The 25,848-nt window shown below is 60.1% G+C and carries 20 protein-coding genes; 4 read left to right on the top strand and 16 right to left on the bottom strand.

What is annotated here, in order from left to right:
* From DWZ01_RS00660 to DWZ01_RS00605, 12 genes are all read right to left on the bottom strand, one after another.
* Window positions 1-1,467: a lipopolysaccharide biosynthesis protein gene (locus tag DWZ01_RS00660; protein WP_117847617.1), complete on the bottom strand. Its 1,467-nt coding sequence runs from the start codon at window positions 1,465-1,467 to the stop codon at window positions 1-3.
* An 84-nt stretch (window positions 1,468-1,551) separates the two neighbouring features.
* A complete protein-coding gene (locus DWZ01_RS00655) occupies window positions 1,552-2,532 on the bottom strand; it encodes an ATP-grasp fold amidoligase family protein (protein WP_117855789.1) in 981 nt (326 codons plus the stop codon).
* 110 nt (window positions 2,533-2,642) lie between these two features.
* Window positions 2,643-3,731, bottom strand: a complete 1,089-nt coding sequence (locus tag DWZ01_RS00650; protein WP_117638204.1) for an EpsG family protein — start codon at window positions 3,729-3,731, stop codon at window positions 2,643-2,645.
* A complete protein-coding gene (locus tag DWZ01_RS00645; RefSeq protein WP_117564575.1) occupies window positions 3,728-4,831 on the bottom strand; it encodes a glycosyltransferase family 1 protein in 1,104 nt (367 codons plus the stop codon). The genes DWZ01_RS00650 and DWZ01_RS00645 overlap by 4 nt, the downstream gene beginning before the upstream one ends.
* On the bottom strand, window positions 4,828-5,778 hold the full coding sequence (locus DWZ01_RS00640) for a D-glucuronyl C5-epimerase family protein (protein WP_117847615.1): 951 nt from the start codon (window positions 5,776-5,778) through the stop codon (window positions 4,828-4,830). The genes DWZ01_RS00645 and DWZ01_RS00640 overlap by 4 nt, the downstream gene beginning before the upstream one ends.
* On the bottom strand, window positions 5,775-7,067 hold the full coding sequence (locus DWZ01_RS00635) for a glycosyltransferase (protein WP_117638202.1): 1,293 nt from the start codon (window positions 7,065-7,067) through the stop codon (window positions 5,775-5,777). The genes DWZ01_RS00640 and DWZ01_RS00635 overlap by 4 nt, the downstream gene beginning before the upstream one ends.
* A gap of 5 nt (window positions 7,068-7,072) precedes the next feature.
* Complete coding sequence (locus DWZ01_RS00630; protein WP_271807643.1) at window positions 7,073-8,344, bottom strand: nucleotide sugar dehydrogenase; 1,272 nt, start codon at window positions 8,342-8,344, stop codon at window positions 7,073-7,075.
* A gap of 43 nt (window positions 8,345-8,387) precedes the next feature.
* Complete coding sequence (locus tag DWZ01_RS00625; RefSeq protein ID WP_117564578.1) at window positions 8,388-9,305, bottom strand: glycosyltransferase family 2 protein; 918 nt, start codon at window positions 9,303-9,305, stop codon at window positions 8,388-8,390.
* A gap of 3 nt (window positions 9,306-9,308) precedes the next feature.
* Window positions 9,309-10,109 carry a sugar transferase gene (locus DWZ01_RS00620; protein WP_199410718.1) on the bottom strand — a complete coding sequence of 267 codons (801 nt, stop codon included), beginning with the start codon at window positions 10,107-10,109 and terminating at the stop codon, window positions 9,309-9,311.
* A gap of 88 nt (window positions 10,110-10,197) precedes the next feature.
* On the bottom strand, window positions 10,198-10,788 hold the full coding sequence (locus DWZ01_RS00615; protein WP_117847613.1) for a hypothetical protein: 591 nt from the start codon (window positions 10,786-10,788) through the stop codon (window positions 10,198-10,200).
* A gap of 323 nt (window positions 10,789-11,111) precedes the next feature.
* Window positions 11,112-12,875, bottom strand: coding sequence for a threonine--tRNA ligase (gene thrS / locus DWZ01_RS00610; protein ID WP_117847611.1), 1,764 nt, complete (start codon window positions 12,873-12,875; stop codon window positions 11,112-11,114).
* Between the two features lie 226 nt (window positions 12,876-13,101).
* On the bottom strand, window positions 13,102-13,533 hold the full coding sequence (locus DWZ01_RS00605; protein ID WP_055251579.1) for a zinc ribbon domain-containing protein: 432 nt from the start codon (window positions 13,531-13,533) through the stop codon (window positions 13,102-13,104).
* Window positions 13,534-14,018: 485 nt separating this feature from the next.
* Between DWZ01_RS00605 and DWZ01_RS00600 the strand changes: the two genes are divergently transcribed.
* From DWZ01_RS00600 to DWZ01_RS00585, 4 genes are all read left to right on the top strand, one after another.
* Complete coding sequence (locus tag DWZ01_RS00600) at window positions 14,019-15,482, top strand: NAD(P)/FAD-dependent oxidoreductase (protein ID WP_117847609.1); 1,464 nt, start codon at window positions 14,019-14,021, stop codon at window positions 15,480-15,482.
* Window position 15,483: 1 nt separating this feature from the next.
* Entirely contained in the window at window positions 15,484-16,836 is a 1,353-nt protein-coding gene (locus DWZ01_RS00595; protein WP_117847607.1) for an NAD(P)/FAD-dependent oxidoreductase, read from the top strand.
* 4 nt (window positions 16,837-16,840) lie between these two features.
* A complete protein-coding gene (locus DWZ01_RS00590; protein ID WP_117847605.1) occupies window positions 16,841-17,233 on the top strand; it encodes a DUF1667 domain-containing protein in 393 nt (130 codons plus the stop codon).
* Between the two features lie 387 nt (window positions 17,234-17,620).
* Window positions 17,621-18,709: a Xaa-Pro peptidase family protein gene (locus tag DWZ01_RS00585; RefSeq protein WP_117847603.1), complete on the top strand. Its 1,089-nt coding sequence runs from the start codon at window positions 17,621-17,623 to the stop codon at window positions 18,707-18,709.
* A gap of 350 nt (window positions 18,710-19,059) precedes the next feature.
* Here DWZ01_RS00585 and DWZ01_RS00580 read toward each other — a convergent pair whose 3' ends face one another.
* The 4 genes from DWZ01_RS00580 to DWZ01_RS00565 form a co-directional block, all read right to left on the bottom strand.
* Window positions 19,060-20,403 carry a folylpolyglutamate synthase/dihydrofolate synthase family protein gene (locus tag DWZ01_RS00580; protein WP_117847601.1) on the bottom strand — a complete coding sequence of 448 codons (1,344 nt, stop codon included), beginning with the start codon at window positions 20,401-20,403 and terminating at the stop codon, window positions 19,060-19,062.
* A 281-nt stretch (window positions 20,404-20,684) separates the two neighbouring features.
* Window positions 20,685-23,381: a valine--tRNA ligase gene (locus DWZ01_RS00575; protein ID WP_117847599.1), complete on the bottom strand. Its 2,697-nt coding sequence runs from the start codon at window positions 23,379-23,381 to the stop codon at window positions 20,685-20,687.
* 284 nt (window positions 23,382-23,665) lie between these two features.
* Complete coding sequence (gene clpX, locus DWZ01_RS00570) at window positions 23,666-25,072, bottom strand: ATP-dependent Clp protease ATP-binding subunit ClpX (protein WP_117736425.1); 1,407 nt, start codon at window positions 25,070-25,072, stop codon at window positions 23,666-23,668.
* A 1-nt stretch (window position 25,073) separates the two neighbouring features.
* A complete protein-coding gene (locus DWZ01_RS00565; RefSeq protein WP_022095182.1) occupies window positions 25,074-25,694 on the bottom strand; it encodes an ATP-dependent Clp protease proteolytic subunit in 621 nt (206 codons plus the stop codon).
* Window positions 25,695-25,848: the final 154 nt, after the last annotated feature.

Genomic DNA, 25,848 nt, shown 5'->3' with positions numbered 1-25,848 from the left:
TCAAAACGTTTTAAAGCCGCCGCCCTTGACCAGCTTCAGCAGCACCCTCCTACTCTTGGGCAAAGCAAAGCAAATCGCGAAATAGACAACGACGCACCCTACAATGTCCAACCCGACGCCAAGCCAGTTGCTAGATGCGAGTCCATACGTCACCCATGCAAATGCGCACATCATCGATGTGCAGAAAATGGGCTCCTTGAGCGACAACATAGTGCGCCCAAACGAAAGGCCAACCACGAAATATGTGACCACTTGGTTGATAGCAATCAAAAGGATTCTCAATCCCGCATCAGCCCACACGACGGCATCGAACCCTTGCATAGCCGCCACGGTCATAAGCGGCGTCATCAACACGAGGTACATCACCTGCACAAGCGTAGACACGCGCGGTTTACCAAGAGAGCGATACATCTCGCTGCTGTAGTATGAGAGCAGCACCATCGGCCCCTGCACCAGCCCATACAACCCGAACATGAGCGTCGCCTCGCCCCACTGATCGCCGAGCAACAGGGCCACCAAAGGCTCGCGGAATACGAAGATACCCGCAGACAACGGCAACAGGAACAATGCCACCATGAACTGGAAGCGTCGCAGATAAGCAACGTATTCTTCCCGATCAAACTGAAGGCGCGAAAGTGACGAGAACAAGATGGGCGTCGTAGCGTTCGTGATAATCCCGAAGCACCCGCTCACAAAGGTGACTGGCGTCTTGTAATATCCCAACTCAGCCGCACCCAGGAAATGCCCCACGATAAAGGTGCCCGCCCAAGAGGAAAGCCATATGGTGAACGACTCCAAAAGCGTCCATCCGCTGAATGAGAACATAGCCTTCAGCATGTTGAAGGAGTAGAAAAAACGCGGCTTCCACTCAGACAGCAGAGTCAGCCCCACTGCATTTACAATATTCGCCGCCAAAGTGCCAACGATAAGTGACCAGTAACCAAATCCCATAAACGCCAGTACAAGCGTCGAGCCGAAGTTAAGTAAGGTCGACGTCAGTCTCACCGGCATAAGCGACTTGAAATCGAGATTACGGTGGAACAACGCCATCTGAATGCTCGAAAACGACGTCAACGGGAGAGAGAGGCAGGCCACGGCCAAGGGAAAGCCCAGCGACGGATTGCCCACGAAGGTGGCCACCGGATCGTTGAATATGGCAATGAGACACCACAGGACCACCGATATGCCGAAGTTCGTCCAAAAGGCCACGTTAGCGTTGGCATGCAGGTCTTTTTTGTCTCGGAAGCTGTGTTGCACCAGGTACTTCTGGAACCCGGCGTCCGCGAACATGTCGACAAAGCTCACTACCATGGTGACGGTCGCCACCATGCCAAACGCCTCTGGCGCCAGCAGCCTCGCTAAGACGAGCTGCGAGATAGGCGAGATGATTTTGGCGATAATCTCGGTTGCCAGAGACCACTTTGCCGCGCTTGCCGACCTCGCCCGGAGGTCTTTTGTGTCGGACATACTAAACCTCCATGAAGAAACGCCGGAGCGCGCTTACTGGCTGATTATCCATGCGCACGCACTGAATGCAGCTTTCGTTTGCCATCATTCCTCGTTTTCACGTTGGGGCAAAGAAACCATTTGCCCCAACGTCCTCTCCGCCTCAGCGGGGCTGAAAGGCGTAAACCCGCCCCACGGGTAGAAAGTCAGCTCGCCGACGAGAACGCGCCCCTTGCAGATGAAGAGGTCGACCCTCAAGAAAGGTACACCGTCACTCAGTTTCCTTGATAGCTCGAGCATCTCGCTGAGCTGCTCCGGGGCAGGGATCGTCTCTTCGGAACTCGCGTATCCCATCGCCAAAGGCAGCAGATTCCACTCAGTGTCGTAGAAATCGTTGTACCTCTTCTCAGAATCGTTCTTGTCCCCGTGGCAATAAGAAATCAGCCGGGGTTCCCCGTCAAAGCAGAAGAAGTCGAACTCGTCGATGCCTTCCCAGTTATCGTCTTCATCACGGGCATTATCGCCCTCGCTCTCCAAGAACTCCTCGGCGAACACGACGGGCTTCACGTTCTTGTAAGGCCATTCCCTGCACCCGTAAAAATAATTCTGCTTCAAATGACCCCGAAAAAAGTCCTTGGCACTGTTGAGATCGAAGTGTCCCTTGTCAGTGCAGATGAGCACGCCGCCGCAGTCGTGATTCGTTTTGAGTACGAACTTCTCCGGTAGCCCACTCACATCGATGTCATCAGCGGAATTCCAGGCGCCCAACGTCTTGACCACGTGCTCGGAGCCCACACGCGAGGCAATGAGGTCCTTAGCGCGGTACTTGTCGACCATGGTCGTGTACGCAGGGTTGTGATCGTTAAGCTTCAGCCACTGCATCTTCTCAGTGAAGGTCACCGGCGAGTCTATGCTAGGCCACATGCCCAACTTGGCGCGATGCATCAATCGAAGGTGCGTCCTGTCGGAAACCCATTTCGTTAGACCCTTCGACGTAAAGGCACAGTAGGCCATCCACGGGTCACTTAGGTATTTTTTAATTTTGCTTTCCATATATACAATTTCCTTAAGTCCGAGCTTAAACAAAGCGTTTTACTTTTTAATTCTCTGCGCTACACATGGAACAAGCCCTGGGCGTATGCAAACCACCAACGTAGACTTTGCTCGTATATGCCCGAAACGGTTTCGGGCACTATTTACCCCATCCAGACGAACGAATAAGACTCGATACCAAGCCCGGTATGAAGCAGATAGGCATAAAAGGCGTAGAAAAGGAACCAGACAACTAGAAAACAGCCAAGACAAAAACGGGCTTTTATTTTCCGAGCGTCCTTCACGAAGCCTCCGAAAATCACGGGGCCTAATACGGTGAAGTAATAGGCTATGCGGCCGGCGTTGGCAATCACATAAGAGGACGCCGAAGCCAAAATGCCTAAAGCGTAAAACACGAGCGGCATCCGGTTGGCTTTGAGCCGCGACGTTCCGTCGCTCTCAACCGGGGCAACATTCGCAGTTTCGCGGCTGACGAAATATGCGATCGCGAGGACGGTCGCCTGCGCAAAAACCATCAACCCGATGCTCGATTCGTTCACGGAGTAACGCGCATACCGGTCGACGAGCTTAGAGCCCGCATAAGCTGCCAGGAACAGCAGGGCAACCGATGCAAGCATCTTCGCGGCGAACTGCGATCGGCTCTTGCTTTTGTTGGAAAATAGGTAGTAGATGAGGAATAGGACCCCTATCAGGGCGGACGCGTGCAAAAGAGCGCCAACAGCCCACCAAGCGCAAAAAAGCAACGGCTTATTCTGTTCTAAAAACCTGGTTGCGTAGAAAACCAGCGAGACTGCAATCATCTGGCACGTCAGACACATAGACAGCGGGAACACCGTTGCCGTATAGACGAACATCGCAAACGAGAGCGATGCCGTTCGTCTAAAATCCCAAAGCCTGAAAGCAAAAAAGGCGTTGGTGATCAGCGACTCGACGACGAGCAAGAACGAGTAATTGTTACAGATATGGAGCACCGCACTTGTGAAGACACCGTACGGAACGCTGAACGTATGGTTCCACATCGTGGTCCCATACGCGTAGAAGTACTCGATTCCCTCTTTATAACCCAGGGTATCCTGCCCAACCGCATACGACCTCAAGCCCCCGACGGCGGTAAGAAGAACCACGGCAGCGACCAGCCCAGCCTTACTTTTGCCGTTTTCCGACATGCGCGCAAGCGCCGCTGAAAGCAAAACGACAAGAAAGTAGAAAAGCGATGTTTCGATAAAGTTCATCCGAATACCAGCCTCACGAAACCGGGAAGCTCCGAATTGATTTCATAGCCCGAGCCTTTCAAATCCCTCGCACTGGCGCTTGACCCTATGCGATCCGCGGAGAGCGCGGCGTCGGCCCATTCGTCCAGAGCGTCGCCCAGACTTTTGTAAACGACGTTCTCGCAAATGCCAACCTCCCGCGTGATGGAGTCGCTAATCACGCAAGGGAGTCCGTTTGCCTGCGCCTCGACGACGACGTTCGGCAGGCCTTCGTAGACAGAGGGGAAGATGAAGACGTCCATAGCCGAATAGAGACGGCGGACATCGCTCCTAACCCCGGCAAACACCACCCTATCGGTCAATCCGAGCTCGGCAACGCGCCTCTCAACGGCCGTGCGTGTCTCGCCTTTGCCGACGAGAATGAGGACGGCGTCTGGCCTTCTCCGGGCGATTTCAGCAAAAACATCGACAAGGAAGAGGTGGTTCTTCTGCTCACTGAACCTCCCGACGTGCCCGACGACATAGGACTCGGCAGGAACGCCCAGTTCGCGCTTAACATCGTCCCGTGTCGAAGCGTCATAGGCGTAGTCCTCGAGGTTGAGCGCGTTCTTCATGAGATGGAAACGCGGCCCCGATACCCCCGCCTTGCCGAACATGTAGACGCCCGCCTCGGTAGACGGGGCGGCGAAGTCGGTCGCCGCAACCCTGACAAGGGGCTTGAAAAGATTGTGCAGCAGGGTCTCCTTTTTGCTGTTCGAAACTGTACCCGTGTTGCTTGACCTGAATATGGTTCTGGACACGCCTCCGAATCTCATGGCGAGCAAATCAAGACAGGAAAGACTGTGCTGAGACGACCTGACAGCACAGCAATAACCGCCGTCCCGGGCTATCTGCATGAGCCGCTTGAACGAAGCGACCGGCCCGGCCTCGGTCTTCTTGACTGTGTGCACAATTCTGCCGCCCATCGACTCGATTTCGGCGTCGTAAAAGCCCGGCACGTCGGACGACACACAGAAGTCGAGCTGATAGCGCGACTTGTCCAAAGCCCGGTAATACTTCATGAATACCGTCTCGGCCCCGCCGGTGTCCATCGAGGTCACGATATAGAGGGCCTTCTTCATTGGACGATCACCGCATCGGATTTCTCGATCAGCTTCTGCAGCGCCTTTTTAGCAATCGCCTTCCTGCGGTTGGCCGGAGATTCCTGATAGCGCTCGTATACCTCGGCCTTCACCGCGAACCTTGCGTCGCCTGAAAGATCCGCCATTGCGCGGAGCTGCGCTATATGTAGATGATGGTAGGCGGGAGAGGCGATACGCTTTTCCATGTCGTAATAAGACCAGAAGCCGGCGTCGTAGTCATCCAAATGGCAAGCCAACGTCTCCGCAGAGTGCTTGAATGGCCCGGCGAAGCGCGCGTCGACCAACGATGCGTCATAGAGACCGAAAAGGCTAAACACCCAACCGTTCATGACACTGCGCCTGGGGCGTTGAGGGTACTCCTCCAGGAACAGTTCTCCCCCGTCATGCGACGACACGCCGCCATTGTCCATGTCGATAAGCATGAACACGGCAGCTTTCAGCGCCGCAACTCTATAGCACTCGTCCCCGAAAGCCGCATGGGCCCTCAGCAGCATCGAGCACCCCTCGCCTTGGGCCATCGAGGAGACGGAGTACTTAGCGCTGCCTATCGGACCAAATGCGTCCCAAGAGCCGTCATCCCGCTGGGCGCCGATCGCCCAATCCGAGCATACCCTTAGTGCGTCGAGAAAGCGCTCAACTTCATCCGACCTGAGAATGCTCAAGTCGTAACAGCCCAAACCGTATTGGAAAATGGCGATGGGGAAATGCACCCGCGCCCCACCGGCGATGACGCTAACAGGGACACCGCCCTCGTCGAGCAGAGTACTGCCAGTGACCTTGCCGGTCAAATCGTTGTAGTACCCGGACAACTGTCCGACATTATAGGCCCTGCCCATGCTCTGCTCTACGGCCACAGCCGTCTTGCCAGTGAGCATTTTGCTCCACCTTTTGAGCATGGTCATCTTCTGCGCAATCTGGCCCATCATTCACCTTCGTTTCTGTAATCGACTCCGAGCGAGCGCACAAGCCCCTCCACGTTGGCCTCCAAACGGAAGTCCCTCTCCCAAACGGCCCTTGCAGCGCGCCTCATAGAAGACCCTTCGGCCTTGCCCAAAAAGACGAATCGCTTTATGGCCGCGGCGACATCTTCCGGTCCACAGTCGCTAGGTAGGAGAAAGCCGTTGACGCCATCGCTTACTATCTCGTGGGTTCCGCCAACGTCCGTGGCGATGACGGGAATGCCGAATCCGCAGGCCTCCATGATCGAAAGCGGCAGGCCCTCGCTTGACGAGACGTTCACGAAGACGTCGAAATGCTTCGCTGCGTACTCCCCCAAAAGCGCGTCGTTCGGCAAAGCCCCCGCGAACTTCGCGGTGGAGTGCGTCAGCAACGAGCAGGCGGCCCTCGCCTCCTCGAGCTGTGGGCCGTCGCCGTAATGGGTCCATTCGACGCGAAGCCCTTCGGCATCAAGAAGGGTGACAGCCTTAGCAAGAAGAGGCACGCGCTTAACGTCGACAATACGCGAGCACGAGACGACCCGCAACGGGCAGGTCAACGGCTCGCCGGACTTGTCTGGCATCTCCCGCGTTCCGAGATAGGAGGTCGTCACCTTGCCCTCATGGCCCGGCCAGTTCGCGTTTATGTATTCCTCCCCGTCTTTCGAGCAGGGAAGCACTCCGGAAAGCTTGGATAGGAGGTATCCCCGGAAGGGCAAATAATGCACATCGGTACGATCTGCATACAGATCGTACCCATGTGCACGCGCAACGGCGCGTGCACATGGGTACGTGCCGGTCAGCCAAGCAGCGACCAAAGCGGTGTCGTAAAGCCAAAAGCTGTATATGTGCGTGGGCTCAAAGCCAAAGCGGACCAGTTCCTCCGCAAGCACGTCCGCCTTTGCCTTCGCCCTCGCGGCAAAGTAGCCCCGAAACACGCGCTTTCCGATTCCATGAACGGATTCTGTGGCATAGGCCTCACGAACGTCCGCACCGCCCAAAAGGGGAAACGCGATCCCTTTGACTGCAAGCAAAGCCTTGTCCTTGGAGGTATTACCGCAACCCAAGGCCAGGGGCGTCACATTGCCCGGCAGCGCGCAGGTGGGCGCGTCACCCGGCTGCGCCTCGGTCCCCACGGCGAGCACCTCGTCGAAATAGGTCGAAAGAACGCCTATCTCGTTCTCGAGATAGGACTCAGCGGCGACCTCGCCGCGGTTAAAGGGGAACCTCCTCGTCAGAAGGAGCAGCCGTCTCTTTTTTTTATCAGCAGTAATCGCCACAAATACTAATCCCTCTTGAATAGGTCGCGGGTATACACCTTGCCGGCAACATCGGCCAGATCGTCGCTCCACCGGTTGGCAATGATCACGTCGCACTCGGCCTTGAACTTCTCAAGGTCATGCGTCACCTCGGAACCGAAGAATTCCGGCGCGTCCAGCGTTGGCTCGTAGACAACGACCGGCACTCCCTTGGCCTTCACGCGCTTCATAACGCCCTGGATGGAACTGGCGCGGAAATTGTCGGAGTTCGACTTCATGGTCAGGCGGTACACGCCCGCCACGGGCTTCTCCTTGCCTTCGTATACCTTGTCCCACAGCAGTTGCAGTACCTCGTCTGCAATGTAGTCCTTGCGAGTGCGGTTGGCATCGACGATGGCCTCGATAAGGTTCTGAGGCACGTCCTTATAGTTGGCCAGCAACTGCTTGGTGTCCTTGGGCAGGCAGTAGCCGCCGTAGCCGAAGGAGGGGTTGTTGTAGTGGGAGCCAATGCGGGGCTCTAGGCACACGCCATCGATGACGTCCTTGGTGTTGAGTCCCCTCATCTCGCAGTAAGTGTCCAGCTCATTGAAGTACGCCACGCGAAGTGCCAGGTAGGTGTTGGCGAACAGCTTCACGGCCTCCGCCTCGGTGGTACCAAGAACGAGCTGCGGGATGCCCGTCGTGCCATCAGGGTTGGTGCGCTCAAGCTCGGCGGGGCCGACGCCTTGGGCGAGCAGCCCAGCAAACGTCTTTGCGGCCTTCACAGCTTCCTCGTCGTCCTTGGGCGCGCCCACAACGATGCGGCTAGGGTGCAAATTATCGTAGAGCGCCTTGCTCTCTCGAAGGAACTCGGGGCTGAAGATGATGCGGCTGTCGCCAAGCGTCTCGCGAAGCGACGAAGTGTAACCCACAGGGATGGTCGACTTGATGACAATCCAGGCCGTCGGGTTCACCGAGCGGATTGCCGAAATTGCGGCTTCAACAGACGAGGTGTCGAAAAAGTTGCGGTCCGAGTCGTAGTTCGTTGGCGTGGCCACGATGGCGAAATCCGCGCCTGTATAGGCCTCGGCGACGTCCACGGTTGCATGCAGGTCGAGCTTCCTCGTGCCCGCCTTAGCCTCGGCCAGGAAGAGCTCAATCTCGTCGTCCTGGATGGGCGACTGAAAAGCGTTAATCTTCTCTACCTTCTCGGAGACGATGTCGAGCGCGCGCACCTCGTTGTGCTGCGAGAGCAGAACGGCCAACGAGAGCCCCACATAGCCGGTGCCGGCGACTGCTATCTTCATTTTTTCGGACATATCATTCAACCTTTCGTTAAGAGCAGGCACACATATGAAATAGTTAGGATTTCGCCTTGCCGAAGAACTTCAGCGCCTCAGAGACGCAGGCGGCGGGCGATGAGGCAATGGCCTTTAAGGCGTAAATCACAGCCTGGCCTGGCTGGTTGCTGCGCTTCATAGCGAAGGCGAGCACGGCGTTGTGGCGAAATTCGATGTAGCGCACATCCTTCTTGCTGAGGCGCGGGTAGTAGCCGCGCACCACCTCGTGCCTTGCGACCTCGCCGTTTACCTTGTTCTTGCCAAGCGAGAGCCTCTCGCCGGAATGGAGGTACTGCCTCACGTGCACCTCGGGCATGTAGCCCATGTGGGCGCCAGCCTCTATGCAGCGCAGCATCAGCCACCAGTCTTGGCCGGTCGCCACCTCGCCGAAACCCTCAGTGCGGTCGAACAGGTCGCGCCTGAGCATATAGATGGCCGTTGGGCTTATCGGCGTTAGGAGGTGCGCGCGCAGCAGACCCTCGGTGGAGAAGTCCTCGCAATGGTCGAGCCTGCGGTGCTCCACAAGCCGGCCACGTTCGTCATACCACGAGACATCCTGCCAGCTCATGTCGAGGGAGTTTTCCTGCATGAAGGCGACCTGGGTGGACACCTTGTCAGGCAGGAACTCGTCGTCATCGTCGAGGAACGTGAGGTACTCGCCCGTCGCCTGGCGGCAGGCGTAGTTGCGCGCCGCCCCGCCGCCGGTCTGGCCGGAGGTGTGCAGCAGCCTAAAGTGCGGAAGGCTCGCGGCATAGGGGGCGACCGCCGCGTCGGTCTCGGCGCTTTCCGGCCACTCCGGCCGATTGTCGCTCACTACAATCAGTTCGATGTTCTCCGCGCCGTAGTCCTGCGCGGCGATTGAGTCCAGGGCCACGCGAATCCTGTCAGAGCGCTTGTAGGTCGGCACCACGATCGAGACGAGGGGTTTGTCAGCACTCATGCGCTACCTCCCCGTCTTCTTCTTGCCGAACATGACGCCAAAGGTCTTGAAGAAGACCTTCCAGTCTGCCTTGAGGCTGGCACCCTTCGCGTAGGCAAGCTCGAACTCCTGGCGCAGGCCGTTCTCGAAGGTCGCGAGGTTGCGCGGGCCCGACTGCCAGGCACCGGTAATGCCCTGCGGGACGGCAAGCACCTGCACCTGTTGCTCGTGCGTAAAGTTCCCGAGCTCCTCGTAGGTGATGGCGCGAGGGCCGATGACGGAGAGCTGGCCCGCGAGCACGTTGAAGAACTGGGGCAGCTCGTCCAGGGAAGTCTTGCGCAGGACGCGGCCTAGCTTGGTGATGCGGGGATCGTTTGTGACCTTCCGCTCGCGGTGCCACTCCTCGATCTGCTCGGGGCTGAGGTACTTCTCCACGTCGTTGGCGTCGGCGACCATGGAGCGGAACTTGAGCACGCGGATGGGGCGACCGAAGCGCCCAGCCCGCTCGTGCGCATAGATGGGAGCACCCTTGGTGTCGGCCGCAATGAACGCGCAAAGAACCGTGCCAGGGATAAGAGCCACGACGCAGACGCACGCACTGAACGCGATGTCGAACGTGCGCTTCACGAAGCGGTAGCCAAGCGATCGCGTGTCGAGCGCACGGGACTCTGCAGCGAACTCGGGCGAGCCCGGGAGGCTCACCGCACCCGTGTTTGCAGCGGAGCCGACCCCAGCACCCGCCGTGCCCTTGCGCCGGTCCATGGCCCGAGCAATGAGCGTCGCCCCCACGGGCGCATTATTCTCTGTTACTTCTTTAGCAGTCACAATAAAACTTTCGTTCCTGTCCCCAGGAACCCCCCCCCCCAAATCCACAAATTCAAAAACCAAATAAATTGCCGGTGCAACGTATCCCTTACGTTTTGCTGGGAACGTCCAGCGGAAGCAGCTCCCTAAAAGCGGAGACGCCTTCGCCCACGTCCACCAGGCACCAGCGCTTATGACGGTCGACCTTTTTAACGCGGGCCTCTTGCCCCACAAGTGGACCCTGCTCTATGTGCAGCACGCCATCTTCTATGCGCGCCACGCTGTTGCGCACCACTCCGTCGTCGTCCAGCACGCTGCGGTACCACTCCTGCGCATCGTCCGGCATAGGCGCATAGGCCCGCTCCCTGCTGCCGGCAATGCGGCAGCCAAAGCTCAGTTGAGCCAAAGCCCTATCGAGCGCTGCGGCATCGTGCGTGGCGACGAAGAAATATTCCTTGTACATGGGTTTGGTTTGGAGCGACCAGGCGCCGTCCCGCTTAAACCAGAACTCCTTTTGCATCACAAAAGCGTCCTGCATCAGATCGTGCGGGATAATACGGCGGACCTTTTCGCAGGTCTCGCGCTCTTTACCGTTGGGGGTGTGGACCAGATACCAGCGGACGCGGCCATGCTGGCTGTTGGTAGTTGCGCCGTTGAATGCGCCCGGCAGTTGCTCTTGGCGCCGCGTTGTCTGCTCCATCTCTCGCCCCCTTTTCTGGCTTTGCGACGCACGCAAATACCGGGGCGTTTAGAACATCTTCTCGCTCGCAGCTAGGCGCAGTCGCAAAAGTACAGGTTTTTGTATCTTTCGACGCTAGCCATTATACAAGTTAATTCGGACTGTTTTCCCAGATTGCACAAATTGCGGCGCGAAAGGACACATCTCCATAGCCCTCTACAAAAACCTGTACCTTTTTGCACAACAAAAAAGGCGCTCTACCAGCGACTTTTTCTCGTTTTGGCATTAAAAAAGGCGACCGCCCTTTGTGGACGGTCGCCTTTCGTTGTTTCTGTTGGGTTGCCTTAGGCGCGGGTTTTAATCTCCTCGAGTACCTTGGCAACAAACTCGTCAACGCTCATCTGAACGGTCTCGTTGGAGCGATCGCGGACGGAGATGTTGCCGGCCTCGACCTCCTTCTCGCCCAGGATAAGCATGTAGGGCACGCGGTCGATGCTGCGGGCCTCGCGGATCTTGTAGCCAATCTTCTCGTCACGGTCGTCGCAGACCACGCGGATGCCGGCCTCCTCCAGCTTGGCGCACACCTCGTGGGCGTAGTCGCGGCTCTTCTCGGAAACCGGAAGCGCCTTGACCTGCACGGGGGCCAGCCAGGTGGGGAACTTGCCAGCAAAGTGCTCAATCAGAATACCGATGAAGCGCTCGATGGAGCCAAAGCACACGCGGTGCAGCATGATGGGGCGCTTCTTGGTGCCGTCGGCGTCTACGTACTCCAGGTCAAAGTTGAGCGGCATCTGAAAGTCGAGCTGGACGGTACCGCACTGCCAAGTGCGGCCGAGCGAGTCCTCCAGGTGGAAGTCGATCTTGGGGCCGTAGAAGGCGCCGTCGCCCTCGTTGACCTCGTAGTCCATGCCCAGCTTCTCCAGAGCGGTGCGCAGGCCCTCCTCGGCGCGAGCCCAGTCCTCGTCCGAACCCATGGAGTCCTCGGGGCGGGTGGAAAGCTCAACGTGGTACTTAAAGCCAAACTTCTGGTACACGGAGTCAATGAGGTTGACCACACCCACGATCTCGTCGGTCAGCTGGTCGGGACGCACAAACAGGTGGGCGTCGTCCTGGTTAAAGCAGCGCACGCGGAACAGGCCGTGCAGGGCGCCGCGCAGCTCGTGGCGGTGCACCAGGCCAATCTCGCCGGCGCGAATGGGCAGCTCGCGATAGGAATGCGGCTTGGAGGCGTACACCAGCACGCCGCCCGGGCAGTTCATGGGCTTAATGCAGTACTCTTCGTCGTCGATGACGGTGGAGTACATGTTGTCCTTGTAGTGGTCCCAGTGACCCGAGGTCTTCCACAGCTGCTTGTTCATGATGAGCGGCGTGGAGATCTCCACGTAGCCGGCCTTGTGGTGGATCTCGCGCCAGTAGTCCAGCAGCGCGTTCTTAAGGATCATGCCGTTGGGCAGGAAGAACGGGAAGCCGGGGGCCTCGTCGCGCATCATAAAGAGGTCCATCTCGCGACCGATCTTGCGGTGGTCGCGCTTCCTGGCCTCCTCCAGCATGTGCATGTGCTCGTCGAGCTCTTCCTTGGTGGCAAAGGCGACGCCGTTGATGCGGGTGAGCATCTTGTTGTCCTTGTCGCCCTTCCAGTAGGCGCCCGAGACGCCGGTGAGCTTAAAGGCCTTGAGGGCCTTGGTGTAGCAGATGTGGGGGCCGACGCACATGTCGATGTAGTCGCCCTGCTGGTAGAAGGTAATGCGGGCGTCGTCGTCCAGGTCGCCGATGTGCTCGACCTTGTACTTCTCGCCGCGCTCCTCCATAAGGGCGATGGCCTCGGCGCGGGGCTTCTCGTACACGGAGAACTTGAGGTTCTCCTTGACAATCTTTTTCATCTCGGCCTCGATCGCGGGGAAATCGTCCTCGCTGATCTTGACGCCCTCGGGCAGGTCGACGTCGTAATAGAAGCCGTTGTCGGTCGCGGGACCGTAGGCAAAGTCGGCCTCGGGGTACAGGCGCTTGATGGCCTGCGCCATGATGTGCGCGGCGGAGTGGCGGATGACGTGCGTGACCTCGTCCTGCGGGAGCTCGGCCACCGAACCGTCATTGTAGAGTGCCTTCATGGGTATGTTTTCTCCTCTCGGATGCCTGATGCAAGTGCGTGCGATGCGCTCGGCGTTTTTGACTTGCATCATTATAGGCAGGTTGCCTTGGTATACAAGCGCCCGCCGCACCTTAATGGCACGGCGGGCGATTTTCTACGCATGCTTCATCGTGTGGGGGCGGGGTGTGGGGCGCGCATGGCTTGCGGTGTGCCCGTGGCTTGCGGCCGGCCCAGCGATGGATGCGTTACTGGATGCGAGTTCGGCAGTAGGGGCAGACCTTCCAGTGCGCATCGAGCGGGCGATGGCAGCTGGGGCATACGTTGCGAACCTGGGTATCGCACACCGGGCAGACGACGAAGTCCTTCTCGATGGGCGCGCCGCACTGCGGGCAGGTGCCGTACTGGGCAAGCTGGCGCTCGCGCAGGGCCATGTCCAGCTCCTGCTCCTCGCGGTCGGACGCGTAGGAGTGCGGGCGCAAGACCAGGTAGGCGATGAGGCCTACAAACGGGATGAGGGCGATGATGCCCCATGCCACGTAGGCGCTGGCGCCGCGGCGACGAGCGTCGATGAACACATAGACGACCGACAGCACATACAGGGCGATGATAAAGCCAACGAAGGCATAGACGACGCCCATAAGCTGCGGCGACATGAGCTCGGAGATGTACTTGGACATTACGGGTACCTTTCGGGATATTAACAGTCCGGTCAAGTTTACCACGGGGTTTGTTTATATGGGACCACGGCTAGTGGCGGGGCTGGCGCGGACACAAACATCTCAATCTGTAACAGGTGGGAGCGGAATCCGGGTCTAGGTGTTACAGATCGAGACACAGGGGTCCCTCCCCGACTTCAATCTCGATCTGTAACATCTTAGGCCCCAAAACCCCTCTTGCTGTTACAGATCGAGACAAAGAAAACCGTTCAAACCGAATGTCTCAATCTGTAACAGTTACTCGGCAAAAACAGTCCCAGATGTTACAGAACGAGACAAAACTCTGACACCAGGGGCGGCAGACGAGGTTATCGACGTTACTGAGTCTCCCCTCGCCTGCCGTTGGCGGGTGTTGCCGGGCTGTTCGCCGCATTGCCGCCGCGCTGGGGGCGCGCAGACCGTAGGATGGTTTTATTGACAGCCTGTCAACTTGTCTGGGAGGCACCGTGGCAGAAGCGTTTGATATCGCAATTGTGGGCGCGGGCATTACCGGGTGCGCCATCGCGAGGCAGCTCGCGCGTTATGACCTATCCATTTGCGTGGTCGAGGCAGCAAACGATATCGCACTGGGCGCATCGAAGGCCAACGGCGGTCTGGTGCACGCCGGCTACGATCCGGCCCCGGGCACCGTAAAGGCGCAGGTCAACGCCCGCGGCTGCGAGCTGTATAGCACGTGGGCCCAGGAGCTCGGCTTTTTGTTCCGCCGCACCGGTTCGATGGTGCTGGGGTTTAGCGACGAGGACCGCACGCATCTGGAGAAGCTGCGCCAGAATGGCATAGCCAACGGCGTGCCCGAGCTGTCGATTATCGGCCCCGAGCGCATCCACGAGCTGGAACCGCGCGCGAGTGCCCTGGCCACGTGCGCGCTATGGTGCCCCTCGACTAGCTTTGTCGATCCCTTTGAGGTCGCCATTGCCGCGCTGGAGAACGCCGTCGCCAGCGGCGTGACATTTATGCGGTCTGCGCCGGTGGAAGCGATTGAGGTTGCTGGCGGCGAGGCTACCGACGGGGCCGTGCGCTTTACGCTGGCAACGCCCGCTGGAGACGTGCACTGCCGTTACCTGATCAACGCCGCAGGCAACGGAGCCGCGGACATCTCGCATATGGCCGGTGCCGAGGAGTTCCAGATGGTCTGGCGCCAGGGCAACATCGTGGTGCTGGACAAGGAACCGCGTGCGCTCATGCCGCTCTACCCCGTGCCCACGCCGGTGTCCAAGGGCGTTATCGTCACGGGTACCGTACACGGCAACACCGTGATTACCGCGACCGCCGCCGTGCGCGAGCCGGGCGACACGCAGACCTATGCGGATGACGTCAACGCGCTCCTGACCGGTGCGCGCAAGCTGGTGCCCGATCTGGACACGCGTCGCGTGGTGCGTGCATTTGCCGGCGGGCGCCCCGTCATTAAGGGGACGAACGACTTTTTTATTGGGCAGTCGGCCGTGGTGCCGGGGCTGTTCCAGGCCGCAGGCATTCAGTCGCCGGGCGTGGCGAGCGCGCCGGCCATTGCCGAGCGCATGGAGCAGGTCCTGCGCGATGCTGGCGTGGACCTGCGCGAACGGGACGACTGGAACCCGATTCGCCAAGCGCTGGACGACTTTGACCGCGCGCCGCTTGCGCGCAAGGAAGAACTTATTGATTCCGACCCCGCGTGGGGGCAGATTGTCTGCCGCTGCGAGACGGTGCCCGAGGCCGAGATTGTAGCCGCGATCAGGCGCCGCCCGGGCGCGGTTTCGGTCGAGGGCGTCAAGCGCCGCTGCCGCGCCGGCATGGGCCGCTGCCAGAGCGGCTTTTGCCAGAGCCGCGTGGTGGCGATTCTAGCCCGCGAGCTGGGCTGCGACCCCAGCGAGGTGCTGCTGGAGGACACTGGCTCGTGGCTGGTTGAGGGACCGCTGAAGGGGGTGCGCTAGGATGGCGACGCTTGATATGCGCGACGAACGCGCAGAGGCAGGAGCCGTAGCGTCGGTGTCGACGCAGGCATTCGACGTGGTCGTTATCGGCGGCGGGCCCGCCGGCATGGCGGCCGCGCTTTCGGCGCATAAGGCCGGCGCGCGCGTGGCCATCGTGGAGCGTGAGCAGCACTTAGGCGGCATCCTGCGCCAGTGCATCCACCCCGGCTTTGGCCTTTCGCACTTTAAGCAGGAGCTCACCGGCCCCGAGTACGCACAGCGCTTTATCGACCAGGTGCGCGCGATCGACATCGCGCTGTTCTTGAATAGCATGGTGCTTGGGATTGATTCGGACGAGTCCACGGAAGACGCCGCGGCCCACACCGTCACGCTCATGAGCCCCACCGGCATGCTGCAGCTCACCGGGCGCGCGGTCGTCCTTGCCATGGGTTGCCGCGAGCGCACCCGTAGCGAGATCAAGATTCCCGGCAGCCGACCCGCCGGCGTGTTTACGGCCGGCCTGGCGCAGCGATACATCAATATCGAGAACCTCAAACCCGGCTCGCGCGCCGTCATTTTGGGCTCGGGTGACATCGGGCTGATCATGGCGCGCCGCTGCACGCTCGAGGGGATTTCGGTCGAGGGCGTGTACGAGCTCATGCCGTACGCCAACGGCCTGCGCCGCAATGTGAAAAATTGTCTGGACGACTTTGGCATTCCGCTGCATCTGTCTACCACGGTCACGCGCGTGATCGGGCACGACCGCGTGGAGGCCGTCGAGGTAAGTCAGGTCGATGAGCACCTGGCACCCATTCCGGGAACCGAGCGCATCGTTTCGTGCGACACACTGCTGCTCTCGGTGGGCCTGATTCCCGAGAACGAGCTTTCGGTTGCCGCGGGTGTAGAGCTTGACCCGCGCACGCGAGGCGCCGTGGTGGACCAGAGCCTGCAGACGGGCGTACCAGGCATCTTTGCCTGCGGCAACGTGCTGCACGTGCACGACCTGGCCGACAACGTGACGACCGAGTCCGAGAGGGCTGGCGCAGCTGCAGCGGCGCACGCGCTGGAAACCGGCGCGGGCGTCGCTGCGGACTGCGAGCTCACCGTCTCCCCTGCCGGCATTGCGGGATACGCGCTGCCGGGACGCATTACGGCCGTGGCGCTCACCAAGCTCAGCTTCCGCGTGCGCCGGCCGGTCGACGCCGCCCGCGTGCGCATTCTGGCAGGCGACGAGGAGATGTTTGCAGGCAAGGTCCGCCCGTTTAAACCGAGCGTAATGGAGAGCTTCCCACTACCGGCAAAGGTAATTCAGCGCGCACTCGACCTGGGTGTTAACGAGATTGTCCTGTCCGTCGACCCCGTTGAGGAGGCGTAGAGTCATGAGCACAAACGCGATTGAAACGCTGCAGTTCAACTGCACGACATGCCCATCCGAGTGCCTCCTAACCGTAGAGGTTGAGCGCGACGCCAAAGGCGCTGTGGTGGAAGTTCGCTCCGTGACCGGCAACAACTGCCCGCGCGGTGATACGTTCGCACATCAGGAGCTAACCTGCCCCATGCGCGTGCTCACGACGACCGTGGCCGTCTCCGGCGGCGACGAAGCCCTGCTCCCCGTGCGCACGGCCGAAGCCATCCCGCTGGCACTCCACGCCCAAGCCATGGACCTCATCCGCGGCGTTGTCGTCGAGGCCCCCATCCGCATGGGCGACGTCGTGCTAGAGAACCTCCTCAACACCAACATCGACCTCATCGCCAGCATGGACATCGACTAGCTAATTTGGGACGGGGCTCTTTTAGCTACCCCGCTCCCTTCTTTTCGGTTGCAAAAGCGCCCTCTTGGCTGCTATCGGATTTGTGCCATTTCAAAACTACCCCGGTTTACGGGGCTGATTCGGAGACCCCCATCCATACAGGCATTTTTCGATTTTTGATAAGCCGTCTACCTGCGGTTTTAATTTCGCAATTTTTCCCATGGTCAAGCAATACAGGTCCAGCCCCGTAATCCGCCATAGTTTTGAAACCAGCCCATTTGGGACGGACCTCTTATGGCTACTTTTACCTATCATTCCGCATGTTGGACGCAGCTAAAATAGCCCGTCGCAAATTGACTACCCTGGCATTGGGGATACCATGGTGGCAACCTAGCGAAAGGATGTTTCATGGCACATGTCGATGACCAGCGTGTGGCGCGCGTGCTCGATGCGCTCGAGGCTCAGCACCCCGGCGCACAGCTGCTCGTAAACGACCCATGGTCGATCTATTACCTGACCGGCTTTTATGCCGATATGTTCGAGCGTTTTTGCGGCGTGCTGCTCGTGCGCGATGCCGAGCCGGTGATCCTGGTCAACGCACTGCATCAACTGCCCGAGTACGACAATGCCCGCGTCGCCTATCACACCGATACCGATGTCGTGGCCGACGCCATCGCTCGCGAGGTCGATCCGACCAAACCGCTCGGCATCGACACCGTCATGCGCTCCGGCTTTTTGATGCCGCTCATGGAGCGCCACGCCGCAAGCGAGTTTTTCCTGGGTGACTTTGCCGTCACTGCCGCGCGCACCTACAAAGACGCCGCCGAACAGGAGCTCATGCGCGTGTCCTCTGCCGCCAACGACGCCGTGATGGCCGACGCGATTAAGCTCGTCCACGGGGGTGTGACGGAACGCGAAATTGCTGACCAAATGCTCGGCCTGTATCGCAAGCACGGCTGCGAGGGCTTTAGCTTTCCGCCGATCGTGAGCTTTGGTGCCAACGCCGGCGACCCGCATCACGAACCCGACGATACCGTGCTCAAGCGTGGCGACGTGGTGCTGTTCGACATTGGCGGACGGCATCGCAACTACTGCTCGGACATGACGCGCACGTTCTTTTGGGGCGAGCCGGACGAGGAGACAACACACATCTACGATATCGTACGCCGTGCCAACGAGGCCGCCGAAGCACTCATCGCACCGGGCGTGCGCATGTGCGACCTGGACCGTGCCGCGCGCGACGTGATTGAGGACGCAGGCTATGGCAAATACTTCACACATCGCCTGGGCCACTCGATTGGTCTGCAGGACCACGAGCCGGGCGACGTCTCGCTCGTCAACGAGCAGGTCGTAGAGCCTGGCATGACGTTCTCCATCGAACCGGGCATCTACCTCCCCGGCCGCACCGGCGTCCGCATCGAGGACCTGGCCCTGGTGACCGAGAACGACGTCGAGATTCTCAACGCCTACCCCCACGATCCGGTCCGTCTGGACTAGGCAATGCGGCAAAGGCGCTGTCCCTTTGCCGCATCCCACCAATACCGCGCCACAAAAACGGCCTATCTACTACGTTTAACCCGCATAGGGCGACCATACCCGCGTTTTCGCAAAATCCGCAAGCCGTCTACCTGCGGTTTTAATTTTGCAATTCTCGGTGTGGTCGGGGGTATTCGCTAAAACGTAGTAGATAGGCCCATTTCGTGGCAAGCGAGTCAACTCGGGGCACAGGGCAGCCAAAAAGCCCCGTCCCAAATTGACTGCTTTTGAGCTGCAGTGATATACGGACCGTTTGAGGCTTCTGGCTTGTAAAACAGTCCGTATTTCACCGCAACTGATGAGGGGATGGGTTAGCGCAACAGGCCTGCTACTTCGCCGGCTAGGGTGATGGTACCGGCGGCAACGAAGGACTCGCCCGCGGCATCGAAGGCAGCGAGGGCCTCGGGCACGCTCGGGTATACGCCCGCGAGCTTATCGGCATCAACGAGGCCGGCGAGCTCCTCCGCCGGCAGGGCGCGATCGGAATCGGTCTGTGTCACGACCACACGGGGGAACGCCGGAACCAAAAGGTCAACGATACCCGCCACGTCCTTGTCGGCCAGCGCAGCGCACAGCAGCGTGGGGCGATTCTCTACGCACGGATCGATCTCGTCCAGCGCGCTCACAAAGTTCTCGCAGCTCTGGGGGTTATGGCAGGCGTCAATCAGCTTGAGCGGATCGGTCCCCAGCACATCAAAGCGACCCGGTGTGGGGCAACCCATAAGCGACGCATCAAGCGCATCGTGGTCAAGCTCGCGACCCAGATACCCCTCGCACAGCATAATCGCGCACGCGGCATTCTGCGGCTGATACGCCGGCTTGACCATGCTCGACGTATAGATCGCACGCGGCGTGGTACAGCTAAACTCAACCGTGTCGCCCACATGTGCCGGCACCTTGGTCGTGGCATGGTTCACCACCAGCGGCACAATGCCGCACTCGCGACAACGCGCATCCATCACGCGCTGAACGCTCGGCTCATGCGTGCCCTCGCCCAGAACAACCAGGCGTCCGGGCTTGATGACCGCGGCCTTCTCCCCCGCAATGGCCTCGAGCGTGTCGCCCAGAATGCGCGTGTGATCGAGCCCGATGCCCGTAATGGCAACGGCAACGGGATCTGTCGCACTCGTGGCGTCCCAACGTCCGCCCATACCAACCTCGAGCACGGCAACATCCACCGCGGCCTCGGCAAACACGACAAGTGCGGCAGCCGTCAGCAGGTCAAACGGCGTGATGGCATAGGCACGCTCCCCCGCCGCAATACGACACGCATTCACACGACGACCTGCCTCGACGGCGGCAGAAACGCCACGGGCAAAGGCCTCGTCGCTCACAACGCGCCCGTCAACCTCCATGCGCTCGGGGTAACGCACAAGCTGCGGCGACGTATACAGCGCCGTCTTAAGCCCCTCACCACGCAAGATGGCAGCCGAAAAACGCGTGGTCGAAGTCTTGCCATTGGTACCGGCAACCTGGATGCAATCGAAATACTCATCCGGACGCCCCAGCTCATCGAGCATATCGACAACCGTCTCAAGCAGAGGCCCAGCATCCCCAGAAATCCGCCCCGTATCAGCAGCAAGCCCAACAGCCTCATCAAATGAAAGCAGCTCAAACGAGAAAGGAACGACATACGACCCCGAACGCTTAGCCATAACCCATAGTCCCCCATAACAGAAAAAGAGGCCCACCAAAATGAATGAGCCCGTCACGTTGACAATATCAGCCTTTACCCGGTTGCAGCAAGATCAAGGCCACAACCCAGTGGCCCTAACACGCCAGATGCAAAAAAACCACGTAAACGAACTAGGAGCGGCCCGATGCTTTGCTCGCCGCAAGTTCCGCACGCAAAGGACAGCACTTAATGTGCTGTCCGTCTTGCGCAGGACTGTCCGCAGCGGAGAGCAAAGCATCGGGACGCGTCCCCCAGTAACACCTACGAGAAGTCAGCAACCTGAGCAGTCAGCGCCACCAGGATCTCCTTGAGCTCAGCTGCACGGTCCCTCTTCTTCTGGACCACCGCAGGCGCGGCCTTGGCCACAAAGCCCTCGTTGGCAAGGGTCTTCTCGCAGCCAGCAAGCTCCTTCTGGGCCGCGGCGATCTCCTTCTCCAGGCGTGCCTTCTCGGCCGAAAGGTCAACCTTGCCCTCGAGCACCACAAAGACCTCGACACCGCTATCGACCACGGCAATGCTCGCAGCCGGCTTCTCGACGTCGGTACCCATGACCAGCGAGGCAGTGTTTGCCAGCGGCTCAATCGTGGAGCGCAAGCTCTCGAGCTTCTCGATGTCCTCGGCACCGGCGCGCACGACCACGTCGAGCTCGGCCTTGGGGCTCAAGCGATAACGCGAACGCGTGGCGCGGGCGGCAGACACGACGGTACGGCACAGCTCAAACGCGCGCTCGGCGTCCTCGTCAACATACTTGGCGTAGTCGGCGGGCTCGGGCCACTTGGCGATCATGAGCGCCTCGGCGCGGTCCACGTTGCCCTCGGCGTCCAGATCGAGCACGCTCGCCGGCATGTTGTCCCAGATCTCCTCGGTCACGAACGGCATGAGCGGGTGCATCAGGCGAATGGACGTGTCAAGCACAAAGATCAGGTTGCGCTGCGCCTGCAGACGGCCCTCGCCCTTCAGGCGAGCCTTGGTGACCTCGACGTACCAGTCACAGACCTCGTTCCAGAAGAACTGCTGCACGCCGCGCGCCATGTCGCCAAAGGTGTAGTTCTCAATACCCTCGGTGACCATCTTCACGGCCTTGGCCAGGCGGCTGAACATCCAGGCGTCGGCCGGCGTCTCAACGACGGGCTCGCCGGGCGTGTAGCCCTCCATGTTCATAAGCAGGAAGCGGCTGGCGTTCCAGATCTTGGTCACAAAGCTCTTGGCCTGCTCGGTGCGCGGGCTGTCGATGAGCTTCTTGGTCTTCTTATCGATGTTCGCGTCGAACTTGACGTCCTGGTTGTTAGTGCACAGCGTGAGCAGGTTGTAGCGCATGGCGTCAGCACCGTACATACCGATGAGGTCCATGGGGTCAACGCCGTTGCCCTTGGACTTGGACATGCGGCTGCCGTCCTTGGCAAGGATCGTCGGGTAGATGACGACGTCCTTAAACGGCACCTCATCCAGGAAGTACAGCGAGCTCATGACCATGCGGGCGACCCACAGCGCGATGATGTCGCGCGCGGTGACCAGCGCCGTCGTGGGGTGATGCCCCTCGAGCAGCTCCGGCTTTTGCGGCCAGCCCTGCGTGGCGAAGGTCCACAGCTGCGAGCTGAACCAGGTGTCCAGCACGTTCTCGTCCTGATGCACGTGATGACCGCCGCACTTGGGGCACACGTCGGTGTCCTCGGTGAGGGCGTCCTCCCAGCCGCAGTCCTCGCAGTAGAACACGGGGATGCGGTGGCCCCACCACAGCTGGCGGCTGATGCACCAGTCCTTGAGGTTCTCCATCCAGGTGGTGTAGGTCTGCGTCCAGCGCGCGGGGTGGAAGGTGACCTTGCCGGAGTTGACGGCGTCGAGCGCCGGCCCCTTGAGCTTATCGACGGCCACGAACCACTGCTCGGACAGCCACGGCTCCAGTGCGGAGTCGCAACGGTAGCAGTGCATGACGGAGTGGTCGAGCTCTTCGACGTGGTCGAGCAGGCCGTGCTCGTCGAACCACTTGATGACGGCCTCGCGGCACTCGTCGCGGTTCATGCCGGTGAACTCGCCGTAGCCCTCGACGACCACCGCGTGCTCGTCGAAGATGTTGATCTGCGGCAGGTCGTGGGCCTGACCCATGGCGTAGTCGTTGGGGTCGTGGGCCGGGGTGACCTTGACGAAGCCGGAGCCAAAGTTGGCGTCGACATGCCAATCCTCAAAGATGGGAATCTCGCGGTTGACGATCGGCAGCATGACGGTCTTGCCCACAAAGGCGGCCTTCTCGGGGTCCTTCGGGGAGACGGCAACGCCCGTGTCGCCGAGCATGGTCTCGGGACGGGTGGTAGCGACGACGATGTAGTCCTGGCCGTTGACCGGCTCGGTCAGCGGGTAGCGCAGGTGCCACAGATGGCCCTTCTCGTCCTTGTACTCAGCCTCGTCGTCCGAGATAGCGGTAGTGCAGTTGGGGCACCAGTTGACGATGCGCTTGCCGCGGTAGATCAGGCCGTCGTGGTACCAGTCGCAGAAGACCTTACGCACAGCCTGGGCATAGTCCTCGTCCATGGTGAAGCGCTCGTTGTCGAAGTCGACGGAGCAGCCCATGCGCTTGATCTGCTCGACGATGATGCCGCCGTACTCGTGGGTCCAATCCCAGCAAGCGTCGACAAACTTGTCGCGACCGATCTCCAGGCGGCTGATACCCTCGCTCTTGAGCTTCTTGTCGACCTTGGTCTGCGTAGCGATACCGGCGTGGTCGGTGCCGAGCACCCAGCGCGTGGACTTGCCGCGCATGCGGGCCATACGGATGATGGCGTCCTGGATGGAGTCGTCGGTGGCGTGACCCATGTGGAGCTTGCCGGTCACGTTGGGAGGCGGAATGGTGACGGTGCAGTCGCCCACGCCCTCGCGGCGCTTGTAGTAGCCGCCGTCGAGCCACTTCTGCAGGATCGCCGGCTCGTTGGTCGACGGATCGTAGTTCTTGGGCATCTCTTCCATATATCTCTCCCTGTCCCGCCGGCGTGTCCGCCTGCTTGGTTTTCGCTCGGTCAGGTCCTGGCTCGCACGAAGAGCACATTAAGTGCTCTTCGGCTCGTGCGGAATCTACGAAAACCAAGCAGGCGGACGCGCCTTAGGTATCGATTACTTCAGTCTGATATGACTTCGCTGAGGCTTAAACAAACACACAGAATAACACAGGTAGTTGGGTGTTTTGCGTATATATAAAATAGCCTCCGACCGCGGATGGTCGGAGGCTATTTGCAAGCACGTTTTTGGCAGGTTTACCCGTAGATGCGTTGGGGCTGTTCTTCGCCCTTAACCGCCGCTTCGGTCACGATGACCTTGGCGACACCCTCCTCGCTGGGGAGGTCGAACATCGTCTGCTGAAGCACGTCCTCGCAGATGGAACGCAGGCCGCGGGCGCCGGTCTTGCGGGCGAGCGCCATACGGGCGATCTCGTGCAGGGCCGCGGCCTCAAACTCAAGCTCAACGTCCTCGAGCTGGAACATCTTGCGGTACTGACGCACCACGGCGTTCTTGGGCTCGGTCAGAATCGACACCAGGTCGTCCTCGTCGAGCGCCTGCGTCTGGGTGACAACGGGCGTACGGCCCACGAACTCGGGGATCATGCCAAAGGCGTTGAGGTCCTGCGGGAGCACCTGACGCAGCAGGTCGTTCTCGTCGACAGAGGTGGGGCCGGCGATCTCGGAGTTAAAGCCCACGCCCTTGTTGCCCACGCGGTCGGCGATGATCTTGTCCAGACCCACAAAGGCACCGCCGCAGATAAACAGGATGTTAGTCGTGTCGATCTGCAGCAGCTCCTGCTGGGGATGCTTGCGGCCACCGGTAGGCGGAACGCTGGCCACCGTGCCCTCAAGAATCTTAAGCAGCGCCTGCTGCACACCCTCGCCCGAGACATCGCGGGTAATGGAGAGGTTCTCGGCCTTGCGGGCAATCTTGTCAATCTCGTCCACGTAGATAATGCCCACCTGAGCGCGCTCAATGTCGCCATCGGCAGCATTGATGAGCTTGAGCAGGATGTTCTCCACGTCCTCGCCAACGTAACCAGCCTCGGTGAGCGCGGTGGCATCGGCGATGGCAAACGGCACCTCGAGGATGCGCGCGAGCGTCTGGGCCAACAGGGTCTTGCCGGTACCGGTGGGACCGAGCAGCAGGATGTTGGACTTGGCGAGCTCCACCTCGTCCATGTCATCGTCAAGCTGCGAGTCCAAACCGTCGTCAAAGGCCGAAAGCGCAGCGCCGCCCTCGATGACGCGGCGGTAATGGTTGTACACGGCAACTGACATGGCGCGCTTGGCGTCCTCTTGGCCCATGACATAAGCCGAAAGCTCGTCATAGATCTCGTGCGGCGTCGGCACGTGCGTGATGACCTGGCGGTCGTCCTCGAGCTCAAAGCCCTCGGCCTCGGGGTCCACGGCGGGCTGCCCAGCAGCCTGGCCGTGATCGTTGAGGAAGCCCGGCAGCTTGCCGTTGCGGGCAGCGTCCATAAAGTCCGAAGCCAGCGACTCCTCCAAGATCTCAGAGCAAGCGGCGACGCACTCGTCACAGATAAAGATGTTGGTCGGACCCTTTACGAGGCGACGGACCTGACCCTGCTCTTTTCCGCAGAAGGAGCAGCGGATGGGGTTGCCGTTCTCGTCAAAGTTGTCCTGCATGTTTCCTGCCATCCTAGGCGTCCTTCGCGGCGAGGTCGCGCGAGGTGACGATACGGTCGATCAGGCCGTAGTCGAGGGCCTCGGCAGCGGTCAGGTAGTTGTCGCGCTCGGTGTCGGCCTGGACCTTCTCGATGGGCTGGCCCGAGGCGTCGGACAGGATCTGGTTGAGCTCGCGACGGGTCTTCTTAATCTCCTCGGCCACGATCTCGATCTCGGTCTGCTGGCCCTGGGCGCCGCCGCTGGGCTGGTGAATCATGACCTTGGAGTGCGGCAGGCAGAAACGCTTGCCCTTGGCGCCGGCCGAAAGCAGCACGGCGGCCATGGACGCGGCCATGCCCACGCAGATGGTGGAGACCTGCGGCTTGATGAAGTTCATGGTGTCAAGAATCGCCAGGCCGGAGTAAACCTCGCCACCGGGCGAATTGATGTAGAGCGAGATATCCTTCTCGGCATCCTGGCTCTCAAGATGCAGCAGCTGGGCAACGACCAGGTTGGCGCTGACGGAGTTGATCTCCTCGCCCAAAAAGATGATGCGGTCGTTGAGCAGGCGCGAATAGATATCGTAGCTGCGCTCGCCGCGCGGCGTCTGCTCGATAACGTATGGCACGAGGGCGGAATCGAACTTAGCGATCATACGCATCTCCATTTCTCTCTTGCGGACCAAATTGGTTCTAGATAAACGTACGGTGCCCGCATGCTATGCATTGGCTGGCACCGTACGAAGCAACCGGATAACCGGTGTATAACTTTACCCCATCACGGGCGCACGCATGCGCTCGCGAGCAAGG

It is taken from the genome of Collinsella sp. AF28-5AC (assembly GCF_003457875.1).
Taxonomy (GTDB): domain Bacteria; phylum Actinomycetota; class Coriobacteriia; order Coriobacteriales; family Coriobacteriaceae; genus Collinsella.
The sequence above is the reverse complement of the archived record's forward strand: the minus strand, read 5'-3'. Positions and strand labels throughout refer to the sequence as shown.

Excerpts from the sequence above, each read along its gene's own strand:
- DWZ01_RS00630 (WP_271807643.1), bottom strand. The coding sequence starts at position 8,344 with ATGTCCGAAAAAATGAAGATAGCAGTCGCCGGCACCGGCTATGTGGGG.
- clpX (WP_117736425.1), bottom strand. The coding sequence starts at position 25,072 with ATGGCAGGAAACATGCAGGACAACTTTGACGAGAACGGCAACCCCATC.
- thrS (WP_117847611.1), bottom strand. The coding sequence starts at position 12,875 with ATGAAGGCACTCTACAATGACGGTTCGGTGGCCGAGCTCCCGCAGGAC.
- DWZ01_RS00660 (WP_117847617.1), bottom strand. The coding sequence starts at position 1,467 with ATGTCCGACACAAAAGACCTCCGGGCGAGGTCGGCAAGCGCGGCAAAG.
- DWZ01_RS00640 (WP_117847615.1), bottom strand. The coding sequence starts at position 5,778 with ATGATGGGCCAGATTGCGCAGAAGATGACCATGCTCAAAAGGTGGAGC.
- DWZ01_RS00645 (WP_117564575.1), bottom strand. The coding sequence starts at position 4,831 with ATGAAGAAGGCCCTCTATATCGTGACCTCGATGGACACCGGCGGGGCC.
- DWZ01_RS00580 (WP_117847601.1), bottom strand. The coding sequence starts at position 20,403 with ATGGCTAAGCGTTCGGGGTCGTATGTCGTTCCTTTCTCGTTTGAGCTG.
- DWZ01_RS00585 (WP_117847603.1), top strand. The coding sequence starts at position 17,621 with ATGGCACATGTCGATGACCAGCGTGTGGCGCGCGTGCTCGATGCGCTC.
- DWZ01_RS00605 (WP_055251579.1), bottom strand. The coding sequence starts at position 13,533 with ATGTCCAAGTACATCTCCGAGCTCATGTCGCCGCAGCTTATGGGCGTC.
- DWZ01_RS00575 (WP_117847599.1), bottom strand. The coding sequence starts at position 23,381 with ATGGAAGAGATGCCCAAGAACTACGATCCGTCGACCAACGAGCCGGCG.
- DWZ01_RS00650 (WP_117638204.1), bottom strand. The coding sequence starts at position 3,731 with ATGAACTTTATCGAAACATCGCTTTTCTACTTTCTTGTCGTTTTGCTT.
- DWZ01_RS00565 (WP_022095182.1), bottom strand. The coding sequence starts at position 25,694 with ATGATCGCTAAGTTCGATTCCGCCCTCGTGCCATACGTTATCGAGCAG.
- DWZ01_RS00595 (WP_117847607.1), top strand. The coding sequence starts at position 15,484 with ATGGCGACGCTTGATATGCGCGACGAACGCGCAGAGGCAGGAGCCGTA.
- DWZ01_RS00590 (WP_117847605.1), top strand. The coding sequence starts at position 16,841 with ATGAGCACAAACGCGATTGAAACGCTGCAGTTCAACTGCACGACATGC.
- DWZ01_RS00615 (WP_117847613.1), bottom strand. The coding sequence starts at position 10,788 with ATGGAGCAGACAACGCGGCGCCAAGAGCAACTGCCGGGCGCATTCAAC.
- DWZ01_RS00625 (WP_117564578.1), bottom strand. The coding sequence starts at position 9,305 with ATGAGTGCTGACAAACCCCTCGTCTCGATCGTGGTGCCGACCTACAAG.